Raw genomic sequence first — 18223 nt, forward strand, 5'->3', positions numbered from 1 at the left:
TCGGAGACTGTGCTGGTGCCTGCGCCTCCCGGCGCCGGGCCGCCGCGACACTCGCGCGAAAGGCGCGGTGCCGCCAGCGATTTCAAGCGGTGGAGCGGCGCGATTCACAAGGGGAAGCGCGCCGCCGCGAAGATCCCCAAGGCTTACCGCGCCAGATGGGCGTTCTGGGGAAAGAGGAACTTGCGGGCGTCCGCATCGACCTCGGTCTTGAAGGCGAACCGGTCCTTCAGCGCCATGGCGCGCTGCGCCGCCGGCCGGGCCGAGATCACCTCAGTGTGGCGCTTCACGTTCGGCAGCAGCTTCTCCCAGTTTTCCCCCACCGCGAAGGAGAGTCGCGTCGCCCAGCCCCAGACCGCCATGTCGATCAGCGTGTAGTCGTCGCCGAGCATGTAGGGGCGGCTCTTGAGGCGCTCGTCGACGATGCCCCAGTGGCGCTCGGCCTCGCGGGCGTAGCGGTTGATGGCGTAGGGGATCTTCTCCGGGGCGAAGCGGCTGAAATGCACCGCCTGGCCGCAATAGGGGCCGATGCCGGTGGCGACGAACATCAGCCAGGACAGCATCTCGCCGCGCGCCTTTGGCGTATTCTCGGGCAGGAACCTGCCGGTCTTCTCGGCGAGATAGAGCAGGATCGCGTTGGAATCGAAGACGGCGACGTCGCCGTCGGTCAGGGCCGGCGTCTTGGCGTTGGGGTTGATGGCGAGGAAGTCCGGCTTGAACTGGTCGCCCTTGCGGGTGTCGACCGGCACCATCTCATAGGGCAGGCCGGCTTCCTCCAGGAAAAGCGCGACCTTCGCCGGGTTGGGCGAGGGATGGTAATAGAGCTTGATCATGACGGGCTTCCGCTGGTTGCGGGCTGGGGGCGGTCCGCCGCATAGGAGACGAGATCGGTCAGGGCGGCAATCGTCACATCCGCATGGAAGCCAAGCCGTTCCGGCTGCATCCGCAGCGCCTTGAACATCAGGCTCGGGTCGATCGTGCCGGCGCTCTCGATTTCGGAGCGCAGGGCCTTCTCCGGCACGCGCTCGATCCGCGCGACCGCGAAGCCATGCGCCTTGGCGCCGGCGATGTCGAAGCCGTTGGAGGAGACGAAGAGGATCTCGTCGCGCGGCAGGCCGAGCCGCTTCTCGACATGGGCATAGCCGCGCGGGTCGGGCTTGTAGACGCCGATCTCGTCGACGCTGATCACGGTCTCCAGGAACTCGCCGATGCCGGCCTGGGCGACGAGGCGCTTCAGCATCGCCGGGCTGCCGTTGGAGAAGATGGCGAGCCGGTAGGAGGCGAGCCCTTCCAGCGCGGCGCGGGCTTCCGGGTAGAGCGCCAGTGCATCGTAGGCTCCGGCGATCCCGGCCAGGAATTCGGGGGTGGCGGCAAGGCCGAGCGTCCTCAGGGTGAAATCGAGGGATTCGGTGGTGACCGTCCAGAAATCCTCGTAGCGGTCCATCAGCGCGCGCAGCCAGGTGTATTCGAGCTGCTTCAGCCGCCAGATCTGGGTGATGGCGCTGCCATGGCCGGGAAAGGCGGCCTCGGTCGCGGCCGCGACGGACTGGACGTCGAACAGCGTCCCATAGGCGTCGAAAACCAGGGCCTTGATCGGCATGAAGCTCCTCCGTCTCAGGCTGGCCTGAACCGATCCGCCTTCTTAGCACTCGCATCGGCGGCACGGCGCATGGTATCCGCACGGGACCCTTTTCCAGAATGCCGAAGGTCAAGCCGATGCCGCCTCGTCCCGTGATGCTGATGATCCTCGATGGCTGGGGCTGGCGCGAGGAGGCCGAGAACAACGCGATCAGGCTGGCGAAGACGCCGAATTTCGACCGCTTCTGGGCGAGCTGCCCGCACAGCTTCCTGCGCACCTCCGGGCTCGATGTCGGCCTGCCGGAGGGGCAGATGGGCAATTCCGAGGTGGGGCACCTTAATCTCGGCGCCGGCCGCGTGGTGATGCAGGACCTGCCGCGGATCAACCAGGCGATCCTCGACGGCTCGCTCGAAAAGGCGCTGGAGGCGAGCGGGCTCGTCGCCGCGCTGAAGGCGAGCGGCGGCGCCTGCCACCTGCTCGGCCTGGTCTCCCCGGGCGGCGTGCATGCGCATCAGGACCATGCCGTGGCGCTGGCGAGGATCGTCGCGGGGCAGGGCGTGCTGGTGAAGGTGCATGTCTTCACCGACGGGCGCGACACCCCGCCGCAATCGGCGGCCGAGTCCGTCAAGGCCTTCGAGGCGGCGCTGCCGGCCGGCGCGGCGATCGCCAGCGTCTCGGGGCGCTATTACGCGATGGATCGCGACAACCGCTGGGAGCGCGTCGAGAAGGCGTGGAATGCCATGGTGCTGGGGCAGGGCAACGCCTTCCCCGATGCGCAGGCGGCGATCGTCGACGCCTATGCCGGCAAGGTCACGGACGAGTTCATCGTTCCGGCCGCGATCGGCGGCTATGCCGGGATGCGGGACGGCGACGGGCTGCTCAGCTTCAATTTCCGCTCCGACCGGATCCGCGAGATCCTCAACGCCGTGCTGGAGCCGGATTTCTCGGGTTTCGCCCGGCCGCGCCTGCCGAAGCTGGTCAAGGCGGTCAGCATGACCTCCTACAGCGCCGAGCTCGACAGGCTGATGCCGGTGCTGTTCGCCCCGCAGACGCTGGCCAACGGCCTCGGCGAGACGGTCGCCAAGGCGGGGCTGAAGCAGCTCCGCATGGCGGAGACCGAGAAATATCCGCACGTCACCTATTTCTTCAACGGCGGCGAGGAGACGCCCTATCCGGGCGAGGACCGCGTGATGGTGCCCTCGCCCAAGGTCGCGACCTACGACCTCCAGCCCGAGATGTCGGCGCCGGAACTCGCGGCCAAGGCGGTGGAGGCGATCGATTCGGGCCGCTACGACCTCGTCATCCTGAACTTCGCCAATACCGACATGGTCGGCCATACCGGCGTGCTGGCGGCGGCGATCAAGGCGGCCGAGACGGTCGATGCCGGCCTCGGCGCCATCGCGGCGGCGATAGAGCGGCAGGGCGGGGCGCTGCTCGTCACCGCCGACCACGGCAATGCCGAGCTGATGGTCGATCCGGTGACGGGCAAGCCGCATACCGCCCACACCACCAACCCGGTGCCGCTGATCCTGATCGGCGGCGAGGCCAGGGCGCTGGCGGAAGGCCGGCTCGCCGACATCGCGCCGACGCTGCTCGCGCTGATGGGCCTCCCCCAGCCGGCCGAGATGACCGGGCAGTCGCTGCTGCGCTGAGGCGGTCCGCCGCGGGCGATTCTCGCGGGACGGACCGGATAAGAAACTCTGGGAATATGGCCCAAAACCGAAACGGCGCGGAGATGATCCGCGCCGTTTCGTCCTGTCGGAAAGACTGGCCTTTCGGAGGCGTCCGCCTCAGTATTTGCGCACCACCGGCGGCGGGGCGTAGGCGACCGGCTCGGGCTCCGGCGTGCCGCAGCAGTTCGGGTCGCCGAAGTTCCAGCGCATGCCGATGCGGAAGTCGTGGCTGTCGATGTCCTTGGCCTTGAGCGGGCCCTGGATCTGGCCGGTGAAGGCGTTGATGAGGCGACCGGACTGGGCGTCGCCGAGATTGAGGTAGCGGTAGCCGAGCTCGAGGGTGAGGTTCTTGTTCACCTCGTAGCCGACGCCGGCCATCAGCGCCCAGGCGAGGCCGGTCTTGGTGCCGCTGTTGGCGTAGCCCAGCGTCGGGCCGACATAGTTGCCGAGCAGGGCGCCCTGGTCGGTCAGGCCGGTGATGCGGTTCTGGGTGAAGCCGATGCCCGCGCCGATATAGGGCGTCAGGCAGTTCCAGGTGCCGAGGTCGAAATAGCCGTTGAACAGGGTGACCAGCGAGGTCAGGTTGCCCTTGTAGGTGTTGGTCTGGTAGCCGTTGTTGAACGGGTTGTAGACGATGTCGTTCACCCCGATCGACGAGGAGCCGCGATACTCGCCGGTCACGTCGAAGCGCAGCCAGTTGTTGAAGCGGTAGCCGATGCCGAGGCCGGCGAAGAAGACCGAATTGTCGCTCTTGCCGAAGAAGCTGCCGCCATATTGCGCGACGTCGTCCTGGTGGTATTTGCTGATGCTCTGGACGCCGACGCCGACATCGCCGCGCAGATAGATGCCGCTGGTGATCGTGCCTTTCAGAATAGGCGGCTCGGGCGGGGGCGGCGGCGGGTAGCCGCCGAGATCCGCGGCATGGGCCGCCATGGAAGCGCCGAGGGCCAGGGCGCTCCCCAGCGCGATGGATTTCAGGCTGCCCATGGCAGGGGTCCTTTGCTTTTGCGCGCGGGACGAGGACGCAGCCCCGCGCAGTTACCGTTGGGCAGGACGATGCCAGCAATTCGTTAAGTGAGACTTAACCTTAACCGCTAACCTTACCGTTCGTTGAAAGAGCCTGTTCTTCCGCTGTCGCGGCCCTATCGCAGGATCCGGCGCGCCTGGGCCGCCATCTCCTCGAACTCGTTCCGGAAGCGCTCGATCTTCTCCTCGTCGAGCTCCTCGAGATCGAGCAGCTCCTCGCGCGCGCCCTCCAGCTTCAGGATCAGCTCGTCGAGCTTGATCTGCATCGCGGCGGTGTCGCGGTTCTGGCTGTTCTGGATGATGAAGACCATCAGGAAGGTGACGATCGTCGTCGAGGTGTTGATGACGAGCTGCCAGGTGTCGTTGTAGCCGAAGAACGGCCCCGACAGCGCCCAGATCACGATCAGGACCATCGCCGCGAAGAAGGTCTGCGGCTTGCCGGCCCAGTGCGAGACGTGCTGGGACAGCCGGGTGAAGAAGGAGCGGTCGCTCTGCGGCAGGCGCCGCCTGGGTGTCTTCGGCATGATCCCCCCGTGCGGGTCGAGGCTGTGACAGCTTCAACGCGGGGCGGGGAGGGCCGTTCCGTCGGGCCTCAGGCGAAAAGGCGCTCGGCGTGCCAGGCGATGTGCTGGGCCATGAAGGTCGAGACGAAGTTGTAGGAGTGGTCGTAACCCTCCCGCAGCGCAAGCTGCAGCGGAATGCCGGCCGCGGCGCAGGCGACCTCCAGCAATTGCGGACGCAGGCCCTCCTCGAGGAAGCCGTCGGCGCTGCCCTGGTCGACCAGCAGCTCCCGGACGCGGTGCCCGTCGGCGATCAGCAGGGTCGAATCATAGGCCCGCCAGGCGGCCTCGTCGGGACCGAGATATTTCTCGAAGGCCGGGCGCGACCAGCCCGCCGTCGAAGGCTGGGTGATCGGCGCGAAGGCGGAAACGGAGCGGTAGCGCCCGGGGTTTTTCAGCGCCAGCGTGATCGCGCCATGGCCGCCCATGGAATGGCCGAAGATGCCCTGCCGGCCCATGTCGAGCGGGAAGTTCTTGGCCGCCAGCTCCGGCAGCTCGTCGCGGATATAGCTCTCCATGCGGTAGTTCTTCGCATAGGGCTCCTGCGTCGCGTCGAGATAGAAGCCGGCGCCGGAGCCGAACTGCCAGTTCTCCGGCTCGTCCGGCACGCCCTCGCCGCGCGGGCTCGTATCCGGGCAGATGATGGCGATGCCGTTGGCGGCGGCGGCGGCGCGGTACTCGCCCTTGTCCATGACGTTCTGGTGGGTGCAGGTCAGGCCGGAAAGGTACCACAGCACCGGCACCGGCCCTTCCTCCGCCTGATGCGGCAGGTAGATCGCGAAGCTCATCGGGCAGGCGCAGGCGGCGCTGTCATGCCGGTAGACGCGCTGCGAGCCGCCGAAGGCCTTGGAGGCGGAGAGGAGTTCCATGGGCGGTTCCTTCAGAGGTTTGGCACGACGCCCGTCATTCCGGGGCGGCCGAAGGCCGAACCCGGAACCCGCGACCGGGCGAGGGCTTGCCCGGTCGGTTTGTTCAAGCGCCATACCCGGTCGTGGGTTCCGGGTTCAGCGCTTCGCACTGCCCCGGAATGACAAAGGTCGTGCTTCAGTGCCCGCCGAATGAGGCGGTGGAACGGCGCCTCAGTAGACCACGACGCTCCTGATCGACTTGCCCTCATGCATCAGGTCGAAGCCGTGGTTGATCTCCTCCAGCTTCAGCTTGTGGGTGATCAGGTCGTCGATGTTGATCTTGCCCTCCATGTACCAGTCGACGATCTTCGGCACGTCGGTGCGCCCGCGCGCGCCGCCGAAGGCGGTGCCCTTCCAGACGCGGCCGGTGACGAGCTGGAAGGGGCGGGTCGCGATCTCCTTGCCGGCCTCGGCGACGCCGATGACGATCGATTCGCCCCAGCCGCGATGGCAGCATTCCAGCGCCTGGCGCATGACGTTGGTGTTGCCGGTGGCGTCGAAGGAGAAATCGGCGCCGCCGCCGGTCAGGTCGACGATCGCCTGCACCACCTTGTCGTTGCCGATCTCGCTCGGGTTGATGAAGTCGGTCATGCCGAACTTCTTCGCCATCTCCTGCTTGGCCGGGTTGATGTCGACGCCGATGATCCTGTCGGCGCCGACCATGCGGGCGCCCTGGATGACGTTGAGGCCGATGCCGCCGAGACCAAAGACCACGACATTGGCGCCGGGCCAGACTTTCGCCGTGTAGATCACCGCGCCGATGCCGGTGGTCACGCCGCAGCCGATATAGCAGATCTTGTCGAAGGGCGCGTCCTCGCGGACCTTGGCCAGCGCGATCTCGGGCAGGACGGTGAAGTTCGCGAAGGTCGAGCAGCCCATATAGTGGAACACCTCGCCGCCCTCGCAGGAGAAGCGGCTCGTTCCATCGGGCATCACGCCCTGGCCCTGGGTCGAGCGGATCGCGGTGCAGAGATTGGTCCGGCGCGACAGGCAGGACTTACAGTTGCGGCATTCCGGCGTGTAGAGCGGGATGACGTGGTCGCCCGGCTTCAGCGTCGTCACGCCGGCGCCGACCTCGCGCACGATGCCGGCGCCCTCATGGCCGAGGATCGCCGGGAACTTGCCTTCGGAATCGAGCCCGGAGAGCGTGTAGGCGTCGGTGTGGCAGATGCCGGTCGCCATGACCTCGACCAGCACCTCGCCGGCCTTCGGCGCACCGATCTCGACGGTCTCGATGGTGAGCGGCTTGCCGGCTTCCCAGGCGACGGCGGCGCGGGTCTTCATGGGCTGTTCCTTTCCTTGCGATCGGTCATTTCAGATAGGGGCGGATGACGCGCATGACGCCCGCGACCCGGTCGGGATCGTCGCCGGCAGCCTCGCCGGCCGGGCTTGCGTCCTGGAGCGTCTCGCGCAGATGCATTTCGAGCACCTCGGCCATCAGCCCGGTCGCGGCGCCGCGCAGCGCGGCGAGCTGCTGGAGCAGCGCGCCGCATTCCTCGCCGCGCTCGATGGCGAGGATCAGGGCGTCGGCCTGGCCCCTGATCCGGCGCAGCCGCGTGACGGCGCGTCGCTTGTCCTCGGGATGGTGCGGCATGCGGTCCCTATACTGGGAGGGAGTATCTCGCTTGCCTTGCTGCTAGTCCACCGGGCCGGCGCCTGTCAACGCCGGGGCGGGTCTGAAACGAAAGAGCGGTAGCGTCGCCGCTGCTGGTTGAAATTGGTGAGGTCGAGATCGCCTGGCTGACGCTTGGCCCTGCCCGGACACGGGGTGTCAACGCGGATGCGTCGCAGACTTGCTCTTCCGCGACAGATCGGGGAGTCGCAACCGAGCGCCCCGGCTATTCTCGATCGGAAGGGTCAGAAGCCCTGGATCAAATATCCAGCACCAGCCGCGCCGATTTGGAGCCGGAGCAGCAGATCGCAATTCCTTCGTTCGAAGCCCGCTCCGCTGCGGTCTGAAAGCTGTCCTTATGGTCCGGCTCGCCCTCGATGACGCGCGTGTAGCATGTGCCGCAAACGCCTGCCTCGCAGGACATTTCGATGGGAACACCGGCTTCCAGAAGAGCCTCCGAAATCCGCTGGCCGGGCCGGATCAAGACCTCGATGCCACTCTGCTGGGCGACTACCGTGAAGGACTCGGCCGCCAGCGGCGCAGCCGTGAAGCGCTCGGAGTGGATCTGCTCGCCGGACCAGCCCGCGAACGCGGCCATTTTCGCGACGTGGTCGATGAAACCGCCCGGGCCGCAGATGTACAGATGCGACCCGGGAGTCACGTTCCGGACGGCGTCCATCGCGACGAAACGCTGCTCCGGCGGTCCGCTATCGATATGAAGGTGGACGTTGTGTCCGAAGGGACTCTCGCTCAGCTCCTGCGCAAATGCGGCGCAAGCCTCGTTTCGGACGCAGTAATGCATCGTGAACGGGATGCCGTCCCGATGAAGTTGATGCCCCATCGCCATGATCGGGGTGACGCCGACGCCTCCGGCAATCAGCAGGACGGTTTCGGCGCTCGCATGGAGCGCGAAGTGGTTGCGAGGGCATGACACATCGAGTTCGTCGCCGACAACCAGGCGATGGATCGCCTCCGATCCCCCGCGCGACGCTTCCTCTCGAAGAACGCCAAGCCGGTATCGATGGCGTTCCCCGGGGTCATTCAGCAGCGAATATTGACGGACGATATTCCCATCGAGCCTGACATCGATATGCGCGCCGGCATCGAAAGGAGCGAGTTCCCCGCCGTCGACGGCAACAAGCTCAAGAGAGATGATGCGTTCGGATTCCTGAACGCGATCGACGATTTTGACACGCTGCCATTCGCCGGCTCCGGTCCTTTCGGCCATGAATGGTCGCTCCCTGGCGTTAGGCCGCGTGACGGGCGATCGGATAGATCGTCATCGGCAAGCGGTCATAGCCGCGTAGTGTGTTGTTTCTGGAAATGACCGGCTGGCCGACCTCGAAGCGTTCGATCCGATCAAGCATCGCGTTCATCAGCGACGTAATCTCGAGCTTGGCGAGGTGCATGCCGGCGCACGTGTGCACGCCAAACCCGAAAGCGACATGGTCCGTATTCTTGCGGGTGATGTCGAACCGTTCCGGGTCATGCCATTTTCGGTCATCGCGGTTGGCCGAGGCATAAAGCACGAGAAGCCGCTCGCCTGCCGGAATGGCAATGTCTTCAAAGACCGCTTCGGCGCGGACGTAGCGGCTGAACAGCCTTATCGGCGATTCGATGCGAAGCGCTTCATTGATGGCGCCGGGCAACAGCGAGCGATCGTCCTGGAGAAGTCGCCACTGATCCGGGTTCTCGCCGAGCAGGCGAAGCAGATGGCCCGTCGCGAAAATCGTCGTGTCCAGACTGGGGCCGATATATTCGCGCATCATGCCGGGGCATTGCTGTACGGGAATTTCGCCGCGCGCCGCGGCCTGATAGATGCGATCGGCCCAGCCGTCGGCCTTCAGCTTGCCGGGAACCGCGTCGTTGATGCAGAACTGATGGAGCTCGCGGATCTGCGGCAAAGCCGTTGCGCCGAGCTCGTTCATCGGGCCCATGGCGTTGAACGTCGCCGCGGCCCATCGCAGCATGGATTTGCGCCCCTCTTCGGGGAGCCCCACCATCTCGGAGACGATGGTCAGCGGCAAGACATGCGCCACGTCGGCCATGCCATCCACCTCGCCCCGCCGGCAGATATCTTCCACCAGCTCGCGCGCGGTCGCCTCGATCTGATCCTTGATCGCCGTGAGGGCACGCGGCGTAAGCGGAGCGCCGGTCACCTTTCGAATTTCATCATGCAGCGGCGGATCGCTGGTCAGTGAGTTCGCGCGTCCGGGCCCCGACGTCGCTTCGTTGACGGCCGGGTCTATCGCGACGCCCTTCGAGGTCGTGAAAGTCCTGTAATCCGAGAGAACGCGCTTCACATCGGCATAGCGCGGAATACACCAGACGCCGTGTCGAGGCAGCCAGACGGCGGCGCCGAGATCGCGAAGTTTCCGGTATTCCTCATATGGGTTCGCGATCACGCCATCGTCGAAGAGGTCGATATCGGAGACGGGTCCGGCGGCCATTGCTTTCCGTTCCCCTTTTGGAGGCCTGCTGAAGTGAATGTCAGCTTGGTGGCAACGTTATGCCGTGAAACCGATCGGACAAGACGAGTTAATTCGATAAATTTATAATCTGCTCTTTTTAATCGACGATCGACGAGTCGGTTGCCCGCACCATGCTTCAGAAGCTGTAGCCGAGCTTCACCTTGAGGAGGTGGCGGTTGAAGTTCGTCAGGTCGAGATTGCCGGGCTCGCCCTTCGCCTTGCCGGCGACCTGGATGTTCCAGACGGCCGAGATCGCCCATTGCTTGTTGGCCTGCCAGTAGACGCCGGGGCCGACATAGGTGGCGTAGCCGGCCTCCTTGCCGAATCCGAGCTCGTTATGCGCGCGCAGATGGCGCACCTCGCCGCTGAGATAGAGCCCTTCCTGCACCTGCCAGGCGAGCGAGCCCGCGACGGTGAGGGTCGAGGAGCGCTGATAGGGCGAGGGGCCGGTCCAGGTCAGGTCCTGCGAGAGGTTGACCGCGGCATGGAGCGTGTTCGGGATCAACGTCGCATCGGCGAAGAGGCGGATGCCGGTGTTGTAGGTGGTGAAGCGGCCGGCGCCGTCCGGGTCGGCGCGGGTGACGCTCGGATCGATGACGAGCGTCAACCCGATCCCGTGCATGTCGCGGCCGAGCAGGCGATATTTCATCTCGACGCCGGCGCCGAAGTCGCGCTCGTCGGCGCTGACGCCGCCGGCCGAGGCACGGGTGAAGCCGCCGAGCAGATAGGGGCCGATCTCGGCGCAGGGGAACAGCCCGTAGGAGCCCTGCAATGTCAGGCCGTGGCCGTTGGAGGTGCCGACCCGGGTGCCGAAGCCGCCATTATAGGTGAGGCTGGGCCCGAAGGAGCCGACCTCGGCCACGTCCGAGCCGGTGGTGAAGCCGAAAGCGTCGGTCGGGATGCCCTCGCTCTCGGCGCAGCGGGAGACGACCGGCGCCGGCGCGGCGGGGGCGCCCTTGCGCGAGGGCAGGTCGGCGGCCGTCGCCGGGCCGGCCGAGGCGGCGAGGAGACCGAGGGCGCCATATTTCCAAAGCGTCGAAGCAAGCGACATGGGCGCCATTCCGTTGGGCGGTCCTCGGACCCGGTCGGGCCATTCGCGCCGGGCAGGCCGCACGCAGCGCAGCTTGCAGCAGCCGGGGCGCCCGGCGGAAGAGGGGAAGCAGGCTTCGACGAGAGATCATGTTACATGTTGCGCCGCCACAACAGATTGGAACGCGCCAAAAAGGCGGCGGTCTTCAGCCCGGAAGAGCCAGCATGGCGATCCGCGCCAGGGCGCGCGGGGCAATGGCCGCCAGCTCCTCGACCGGCTTCCAGGCGGCGGCGTGAACCTCCTCGACCTGCGCGACCAGCGGCCGGGCGGGATCGGCCAGGAAGAGATATTGCAGGTCGTGATGGACATGGTCCGGCTCGCCGCGCGCCGGCTTGCCCGGCACGTCGTGGCTGTCGATCGCGAAGGGGACGTCGCCGTCGCCATGCCAGGGATGGAGCGCGAGGTCCTGCACACCGGTCTCCTCCACCGCCTCGCGCGCCGCCGAGGCGTGGAACCGCTCCGCCTCCTCCCAATGGCCGCCGGGCTGGAGCCAGCGGCCGATCACGACATGGTCGATCAGCAGGATGCGGGCATGGTCGGGCGAGAGCACGAAGGCGCTGGTGGTGACGTGGCCGGGAAAGGTCTCGCGCCGGTCGAGCGCGTGGCCCTGCTCGATCTGCCAGCGCAGCAGCGAGAGATGTTCGCGTGACCCTGCGACCTCCGTGCGGTAGCGCGCGACGGTCTCGGCCAGGCGGGGCATGAAATCCATGGTTCGTATCGATCTTTCAGGGCAGTTGCAGGCGATAGGATTCGAAATGGCCGTTGCGCGGGCCGTCATAGCCGACGAGCACGTCGAGCGCGCCGTCCTGCTGCGCCAGCACGGTCAGGGATTCGGCCTTGGCGTGGCGGCGCCCGGGCAATTCGCCGAGATCGGCCGCGGCATCGGGCCTGGCGAGGTCGACCAGCAGCAGCGAATAAGGGAGCGGCTGCTCCTGGGCGGGGCCGATCAGCGCGAGCAGGCGGTCGCCCGGCAGCGGCGCGAGGTCGCGGATGCCGCGATCCGGCCCGGCCGGCAGCGCGATCACCCGCGGGGCCGCGGTCGCCGGCGCATGGCCGGGCGCGAACAGCTCCCGCAGCGAGGCGCCGACGAGGAAGGCGCGCCCCCCGAGCGACGGCGCGCGCAGGCCGACCCAGAGCGTGTCGCCGATGGCGGCGATGCCTTCGACATTGAGGCCGTTGTCATCGAGCAGGCTCCTGCCGAAGAAGGCGCCGGCCTCGCCAGCCCGGCGCAGCATGTCGCTGAGCCGGTAGGTCAGTTCGGCCTGGCCGGCCGGGGCGCCGGCGGCGTCGACGCGGATGCGCGCGAGGTGGAAGGCCGAGAGCCTGAACTCGCCGCGCCTGCGCGAGCAGCCATGCGAGCCGGCGACATAGAAGGCGCCGTCGGCATAGGCGACGGCCTCGCCGTCGAGCTCGGCGAAGCGCCCGGCGGTTTTGCAGATATCCCGCGGCGCGGTGCCGAGCACCGAGGGCGAAGCCTCCTTGCCGATGAGCGGCACGGCGGCGCCGGGCGTGATCCGGTTCTCGGCGATCTCGGCGAACTGGGCGAAGGCGCTCTCGTCATTGATCAGCAGGCAGCGTCGGGCGCCGTTGGCGACCGGCATGCAGGCGAGGCCGCTGACGTCGTAGGCCGCCCGGCCTGGCTTCTTGCCGGTGAAGTCGCCGGTTGTCCTGAAGCGCTGTTCCGGGGCGAGCGTCGCGGCCTGGGTCAAGGATGGGCCCAGCAGGCTCGTGGCGATCAGCGTGGCGAAGAGGCGGTACCGCATCAGGGCGAATCCGAAGGAAGGGGCGCGGATTGAGCGCGCGCGGCGGGTGGATGTCAAAGCGCGCGCGATCCCTATGAGATCTTGATGTTCCCGCCCCTCGACCCGTCTCGAACCCCTATGGCGTCGCTCCTAGCTTGTCGGGGCGGCCCTTGGAGGCCGTTCGGGAAACAGGATGATGTTCAGTATCCCTCGCAAATCCTTCGGCGCTCCGCTCCAGTTCCTGATCGGGCGCGACGCGGAAGGCCACTGGCTCGCCGTCGAGACCCATGGCCGCGGCGGCGGCATCTTCTGCGATCGCGTTGCCGCGCTGCGCTATGCCGTGTTCGAGACCGGACATCGGGCGCGCGCGGTCCGCGTGACCGCCAAGACGCTCTCGCTGCTCTGAGGCGAGGCCATGAACCACTGGCTGCACGGCATGTTCACCGCGCTGGTCACGCCCTTCGACGAGGACGCGATCGATTACGGCGCGCTCGAACGCCTCATTCTCTGGCAGATCGCGCAGGGCGCCGACGGCATCGTGGTCGGCACCGCGACGGGCGAGAGTCCGACGCTGAGCGGTTCCGAACGGGAAGCGCTCTGCGCCGCCGCCCGCCGCATCGCCGGGCGGCATTACCCGGTGATCGCTGCCGTCGGCAGCTATTCCACCGCGGGGACGGTGGCCGAGATCGCCGCCGCCGAGAAGGCCGGCGCCTCGGCCCTGCTGCTGCGCATGCCCTATTACAACCGCCCGACGCAGGCGGGACTCGCAGCCCATGCGCTGGCGGCGGCCGAGGCGACCGGGCTCGAGATCATCCTCGACAACGATCCGGACCGCTGCGGCGTCGAGATCGCGGCGGAGACGCTGGTGAAGCTGGAAGGCGCCGCCAACATCGTCGGCATCCTGGAGTGGCGGGGCGATCTCGCCCGCTGCGACCGGATCGCCCGCATGCGCGACCGCCGCTTCATGCGCTTGACCGGCGCGGCCGACACCATCCCGGCCTATCTGCTCGCCGGCGGCTGCGGCGCGATCACCAGCGTCGGCAATCTCGCGCCGCATTGGCTGGCGCGGCTGGAGAGCGCGGCCCGCTCCGAATTCTACGGCCAGGCGCAGATCCTGCAGCGTCGGCTCGTCCCGCTGCTCGACCTGCTGGCGCGCGAGCCCGACCCGGTCCTGATCAAGCTCGCCCTGTCGATGCTGCATCCGGAGGTCGGCGCGGCCTGCCGCGCGCCGCTCGCGCCGCCACACCCGGACTGCCTGCCCCTGCTGTGCGATGCCATCGAGGACCTGCCGCATCCGCTCGCCGGCATGGCGACGAAGGCGGCGCGCCATGTCGCGGCGACGACCCGCCACGCCTGAACCCGCAGCGGCGCTGTCACGCTCGCTGCAAACCGGATGGAGGTTTCCATGACCACGATCGGGACCTATCGCCGCCGCCGGGAGGCGATCTACCGCTCCCTTCCCCGCGTCTCGGCGGGGGGCTGGAAGGCCGACCTGCTGCATCTGTTCGGCTCGGTCGTCCTGCTCGCGGTCCTCATCGGCGCGCGGGTCTGGTGGCATCTGCACTGACCGCGCGAACGAAAGGGCGCCGCGTCGCCGCGGCGCCCTTAGGATCGTCGATCCGAAGCCGGGATCAGCCCAGCTTGGCGTAGGCCGGCACGGTGAGGAAGTCCTCGAAGTTCGGCGCCAGCGAGAGCTGCTCGAACAGGGCGATCGCCTCGGGGAAGCGGCCCTTGTCGTAGGTCTCCGCGCCGAGCTCGTTCCTCACCCGCGCCATCTCCTCCGGCAGGCAGCGCTTGAACAGCGCCGCGTCGGCCTTGATCCCGCCTTCCAGTTCGACGCCGTACTGGACGAACTGCCAGATCTGGGCGCGGCTGATCTCGGCGGTCGCGGCGTCCTCCATCATGTTGTAGATCGGCACCGCGCCGCGGCCGCGCAGCCAGGCCTCGATATACTGCACGCCGACGCGGATGTTCTCGCGGAAGCCTTCCTCGGTGCGCGTGCCCTGATGGACCTCCAGCAGGTCCTTCGTGCCGATGCTGACATCGTCACGCTTCTTGTCGAGCTGGTTCGCCTGCGGCATCAGCCGGTCGAACACCTCCATCGCGACCGGGACGAGGTCGGGATGGGCGACCCAGGTGCCGTCATGGCCGTCGCCGGCCTCGCGCTCCTTGTCGGCCTTGACCTTGGCGAAGGCCGCGGCATTGGCCTGCGGGTTGTTCTTGACCGGGATCTGCGCCGCCATGCCGCCCATGGCGAAGGCGCCGCGCCGGTGGCAGGTCTTGATCAGCAGCAGCGAATAGGCGCGCAGGAACGCCTTCGACATCACCACCTGCGAGCGGTCGGGCAGGATATAGGCCCTGTTGCGGGCGAGCTTCTTGATGAAGGAGAAGATGTAGTCCCAGCGGCCACAGTTCAGGCCGGCCATGTGCTCGCGCAATTCGTAGAGGATCTCGTCCATCTCGAAGGCGGCCGGCAGGGTCTCGATCAGCACGGTCGCCTTGATCGTGCCGGTCTTCAGGCCGAGCGCGGACTGGGCCGCTACGAAGACGTCGTTCCAGAGCCTTGCCTCGAGATGGCTCTCCAGCTTGGGCAGGTAGAAATAGGGGCCCGAGCCCGCCGCCAGCGCCGCCCTGGCGTTGTGGAAGACATAGAGGCCGAAATCGACCAGCGAGCCCGAGGCCTCCTCGCCGTCGATCTCGATGTGCCGCTCCGGCAGATGCCAGCCGCGCGGGCGGATGATCAGCACGGCGGGCTTGGCGCCGAGCTTGTAGTCCTTGCCGTTGTTCGGGTCGGTGAAGTCGATCCTGTTGGCCCAGCGGTCCTTCAGGTTGAGCTGGCCCTCGACCATGTTGGCCCAGACCGGCGAGGAGGCGTCCTCGAAATCGGCCATGAAGACCTTGGCGCCCGAGTTCAGCGCGTTGACGATCATCTTGCGGTCGACCGGGCCGGTGATCTCGACGCGGCGGTCCTGGAGGTCGGCCGGGATCGGCGCGACGGTCCAGTCGCCTTCGCGGATATGCCTGGTCTCGGCGAGGAAATCGGGCGTCTCGCCGGCGTCGAAGCGCTTCTGGCGCTCGGCGCGGAGCGCGAGCAGGCGCTTGCGCGTCTCGTTGAAGCGGCGGTGCAGATCGGCGACGAAGGCGAGGGCGTCGCGGCTGAGGATTTCGTCATAGCGGGGTGCGAGCGCGCCCTTGACGACGACGCCGCGCGGCAGATCGAGCAAAGGGGTGTCGGACATGAGGCTTCCTCCTGAAAAGGCTGGGAGGATGCTCGCCCGAATCCAGTTGTTCCGAAATCCCAAAAAGTGACGATCACTTTTTCCAAAATTGCAATTATCGCCTGACCGGCCAAGGCCGGCCGATAATGCACGTACTGGTTGTGTCTGGTGGCTCTCTTAAATCAATGTGACGTTAGGTCAGGATTTTTTCGATCAAAACCAACCGATAGGCCCGATTTCCTGAAATCGGTTTTAGCAATTTGTAAGCTCCGGCCTCCAAGGCTCGGCCGGTCGAATGCGCCCATTCGGCCCGGGATGAGAAGCGATGAGCATGGTCGGTTTCCTGCGCGAGGCGGTGAAACGGTTCTGCAAGGACCGCAGCGGCAACGTGATGATGATGTTCGGCATCGCGCTGGTGCCGCTGATCGGCGTCGCCGGCGCCGCCGTCGACTATTCGCGCGCCAGCAATGTCCGGCAGGCTCTCAACGCGGCGATCGATTCCGCCGCCCTGATGGCGGCGCGCGACGCGCAGAAGCTGACCGATGCTGAGTTGATCGACAGGATCAACGCCTGGGTGAGGGACAACCTGCCCGCCAGCGCCAGGGACGAATTCACCGGCGCGACGGTGAAGATCGACCGGCAGGGCCGCACCGTCGCGATCGAGGCCACGGCGCAGGTGCCGATGGCCATCGTCCGCGTGCTCGGCACCGACACGCTCAAGGTTTCCAGCACGAGCCAGTCGACCTGGGGCACCAACACGATCGAGCTGGCGCTCGTGCTCGATAACACCGGCTCGATGGCGCAGAAGGACAAGATGACCGCGCTCAAGGCCGCGGCCACGGATCTGATCAACATCATGAAGGACGCCGCGACCGAGACCGACCAGATCCGGATCTCGATCGTGCCGTTCAACACGCAGGTGCGGATCGCGCGGACGTTCCAGAACGCGCAATGGCTGCGCTTCGGGCTGATCCGCGACGTGAGCTGCAACAGCAGCAAGACGAAATGCACGGACGCCAGAACCGGCAGCACGATCAGCGACCTCGACGGGCTGAGCTGCACCACGAAGAACGGCAAGACGACCTGCACCCAGAGCCTGAGCAAGACGAGCTGGGCGAAGACCAGCGAAGGCTGCGTCACCGATCGCGACCAGAACTACGATGTCAGGGACGGTGGGGTCTATACCGACAGCCAGCAGCAGTATCCGGGCTATTGGTGCACCCAGTCGACCCTCGCGGAGATCCTGCCGCTGACCTCGGACTGGTCGACGCTGACCAGCCGGGTCAACAGCATGACCCCGGTCGGCGCGACGAACGTCACCATCGGCGCCGCCTGGGGCTGGGCCACGCTGACGCCGGGCGCGCCCTTCAGCGAAGCCAAGCCCGCGACCGAGCCGCGTCTGAAGAAATACATGATCCTGCTGACGGACGGCGACAACACGCAGAACCGCTGGGACGGCAACGGCTCCAGCTCGAGCTCCGCAGTGGACGCCCGCACCAAGCTCGCCTGCGCCAACATCAAGGCGGACGGGATCAACCTCTACACGATCCGCGTGATGGACGGGAACGCGTCCATGCTGCGCGACTGCGCCAGCCGGACGGATATGTACTACGAGGTCAAGCAGGCTTCGGATCTCAGCCCGGTCTTCAAGGCGATCGCGAGCGAGATCAGCCAGGTCCGGCTGACGCAGTAAGCGCGCCGAAGCGCTCCAGGAAGCGCGCCTGCGCCGTCTCGGTGTCGAGCGGCTCGAGCCAGGCGAGCACGGCGGAAGGCAGCGCCTGCGGCCGGCCGAAGAACTTCAGCGCCTCCTCCCGGCCGAAGCCGGCGAGCCTGGTGGCTTCGAGGAAGGCGGCGATGGTGTCGGCCTCTTTGGTCCTGCGCTTCTGGATAGCGGGCGTCGCCGCCGGCAGGCCGAAGCGCAGATGGATCGCGGCGAGCAGGCGCAATTCCACGCTCTTATAGGCGTCGCCCATCACCACCTTGAAGGGCGAGATCATGTCGCCGATGACGTATTCGGGCGCGTCGTGCAGCAGCGCCATCAGGCGCCATTCGCTGCTCCAGCCCGGGTTGAGATGGCCGGCGATGGCCTCGACCAGCAGGCAATGCTGCGCCACCGAGAAGGAATGGGCGCCGCGGGTCTGGCCGTTCCAGCGCGCGACGCGGGCGAGGCCATGGGCGATATCCTCGATCTCGATGTCGAGCGGCGAGGGGTCGAGCAGGTCGAGCCTCCGGCCCGAGAGCATGCGCTGCCAGGCGCGCGGCGGTTCGGGGGCGCGGGCCATGGTCAGAGCCCGGCCACCGAGGAGGCTGCCCCGCGAGACCTCATCCTGAGGAGCAGGCCAACGGC

At 67.1% G+C, this 18223-nt stretch carries 19 protein-coding genes; 5 read left to right on the forward strand and 14 right to left on the reverse strand.

Annotation, left to right across the window (positions count from 1 at the left end; genetic code table 11):
- Positions 1–143: 143 nt before the first annotated feature.
- Together ACWH43_RS05720 and ACWH43_RS05725 are read right to left on the reverse strand one after the other, a co-directional pair.
- The gene (locus tag ACWH43_RS05720) at positions 144–830 is read right to left on the reverse strand and encodes a glutathione S-transferase family protein (RefSeq protein ID WP_260349551.1); all 687 of its coding nucleotides are present in this window, start codon (positions 828–830) and stop codon (positions 144–146) included.
- Positions 827–1597, reverse strand: coding sequence for a haloacid dehalogenase type II (locus ACWH43_RS05725; protein ID WP_158443586.1), 771 nt, complete (start codon positions 1595–1597; stop codon positions 827–829). The genes ACWH43_RS05720 and ACWH43_RS05725 overlap by 4 nt, the downstream gene beginning before the upstream one ends.
- A gap of 116 nt (positions 1598–1713) precedes the next feature.
- Here ACWH43_RS05725 and gpmI point away from each other — a divergent pair, with 116 nt between their 5' ends.
- On the forward strand, positions 1714–3228 hold the full coding sequence (gpmI, locus tag ACWH43_RS05730; protein WP_260349552.1) for a 2,3-bisphosphoglycerate-independent phosphoglycerate mutase: 1515 nt from the start codon (positions 1714–1716) through the stop codon (positions 3226–3228).
- Positions 3229–3366: 138 nt separating this feature from the next.
- Here gpmI and ACWH43_RS05735 read toward each other — a convergent pair whose 3' ends face one another.
- From ACWH43_RS05735 to ACWH43_RS05780, 10 genes are all read right to left on the reverse strand, one after another.
- Positions 3367–4236 (reverse strand): outer membrane protein, encoded by an 870-nt coding sequence (locus ACWH43_RS05735; protein ID WP_158443585.1) that lies wholly within the window; start codon positions 4234–4236, stop codon positions 3367–3369.
- Positions 4237–4391: 155 nt separating this feature from the next.
- Positions 4392–4799 (reverse strand): low affinity iron permease family protein, encoded by a 408-nt coding sequence (locus tag ACWH43_RS05740; RefSeq protein ID WP_158443584.1) that lies wholly within the window; start codon positions 4797–4799, stop codon positions 4392–4394.
- A gap of 68 nt (positions 4800–4867) precedes the next feature.
- Positions 4868–5704 (reverse strand): S-formylglutathione hydrolase, encoded by an 837-nt coding sequence (gene fghA / locus ACWH43_RS05745; protein ID WP_158443583.1) that lies wholly within the window; start codon positions 5702–5704, stop codon positions 4868–4870.
- Positions 5705–5914: 210 nt separating this feature from the next.
- Positions 5915–7027 (reverse strand): S-(hydroxymethyl)glutathione dehydrogenase/class III alcohol dehydrogenase, encoded by a 1113-nt coding sequence (locus tag ACWH43_RS05750; protein ID WP_158443582.1) that lies wholly within the window; start codon positions 7025–7027, stop codon positions 5915–5917.
- A 25-nt stretch (positions 7028–7052) separates the two neighbouring features.
- Entirely contained in the window at positions 7053–7337 is a 285-nt protein-coding gene (locus ACWH43_RS05755; protein WP_158443581.1) for a metal-sensing transcriptional repressor, read from the reverse strand.
- A 277-nt stretch (positions 7338–7614) separates the two neighbouring features.
- Complete coding sequence (locus ACWH43_RS05760) at positions 7615–8583, reverse strand: PDR/VanB family oxidoreductase (RefSeq protein ID WP_158443580.1); 969 nt, start codon at positions 8581–8583, stop codon at positions 7615–7617.
- A 19-nt stretch (positions 8584–8602) separates the two neighbouring features.
- Positions 8603–9805, reverse strand: a complete 1203-nt coding sequence (locus tag ACWH43_RS05765) for a cytochrome P450 (RefSeq protein ID WP_158443579.1) — start codon at positions 9803–9805, stop codon at positions 8603–8605.
- A 157-nt stretch (positions 9806–9962) separates the two neighbouring features.
- Positions 9963–10877, reverse strand: coding sequence for a hypothetical protein (locus ACWH43_RS05770; protein ID WP_158443578.1), 915 nt, complete (start codon positions 10875–10877; stop codon positions 9963–9965).
- A 184-nt stretch (positions 10878–11061) separates the two neighbouring features.
- Positions 11062–11625, reverse strand: coding sequence for an NUDIX hydrolase (locus tag ACWH43_RS05775; RefSeq protein WP_260349553.1), 564 nt, complete (start codon positions 11623–11625; stop codon positions 11062–11064).
- A gap of 16 nt (positions 11626–11641) precedes the next feature.
- Positions 11642–12679, reverse strand: a complete 1038-nt coding sequence (locus tag ACWH43_RS05780) for a DUF3616 domain-containing protein (RefSeq protein WP_158443576.1) — start codon at positions 12677–12679, stop codon at positions 11642–11644.
- A gap of 175 nt (positions 12680–12854) precedes the next feature.
- Between ACWH43_RS05780 and ACWH43_RS05785 the strand changes: the two genes are divergently transcribed.
- The 3 genes from ACWH43_RS05785 to ACWH43_RS05795 are packed head-to-tail and all read left to right on the forward strand — an operon-like array spanning position 12855 to position 14225.
- Positions 12855–13064 carry a hypothetical protein gene (locus ACWH43_RS05785; RefSeq protein ID WP_260349555.1) on the forward strand — a complete coding sequence of 70 codons (210 nt, stop codon included), beginning with the start codon at positions 12855–12857 and terminating at the stop codon, positions 13062–13064.
- 9 nt (positions 13065–13073) lie between these two features.
- Positions 13074–14015 (forward strand): dihydrodipicolinate synthase family protein, encoded by a 942-nt coding sequence (locus ACWH43_RS05790; protein WP_158443574.1) that lies wholly within the window; start codon positions 13074–13076, stop codon positions 14013–14015.
- A gap of 48 nt (positions 14016–14063) precedes the next feature.
- Positions 14064–14225, forward strand: a complete 162-nt coding sequence (locus ACWH43_RS05795; protein ID WP_260349558.1) for a hypothetical protein — start codon at positions 14064–14066, stop codon at positions 14223–14225.
- Between the two features lie 64 nt (positions 14226–14289).
- Here ACWH43_RS05795 and aceB read toward each other — a convergent pair whose 3' ends face one another.
- Positions 14290–15897 carry a malate synthase A gene (gene aceB / locus ACWH43_RS05800; RefSeq protein ID WP_158443573.1) on the reverse strand — a complete coding sequence of 536 codons (1608 nt, stop codon included), beginning with the start codon at positions 15895–15897 and terminating at the stop codon, positions 14290–14292.
- A gap of 304 nt (positions 15898–16201) precedes the next feature.
- Here aceB and ACWH43_RS05805 point away from each other — a divergent pair, with 304 nt between their 5' ends.
- Positions 16202–17569 (forward strand): TadE/TadG family type IV pilus assembly protein, encoded by a 1368-nt coding sequence (locus ACWH43_RS05805; RefSeq protein WP_158443572.1) that lies wholly within the window; start codon positions 16202–16204, stop codon positions 17567–17569.
- Here ACWH43_RS05805 and ACWH43_RS05810 read toward each other — a convergent pair.
- A complete protein-coding gene (locus ACWH43_RS05810) occupies positions 17544–18158 on the reverse strand; it encodes a YfbR-like 5'-deoxynucleotidase (protein ID WP_158443571.1) in 615 nt (204 codons plus the stop codon). The two genes, ACWH43_RS05805 and ACWH43_RS05810, sit on opposite strands and share 26 nt — an antisense overlap.
- Positions 18159–18223: the final 65 nt, after the last annotated feature.

The sequence above is a fragment of the Allobosea minatitlanensis genome (genome assembly GCF_964020775.1).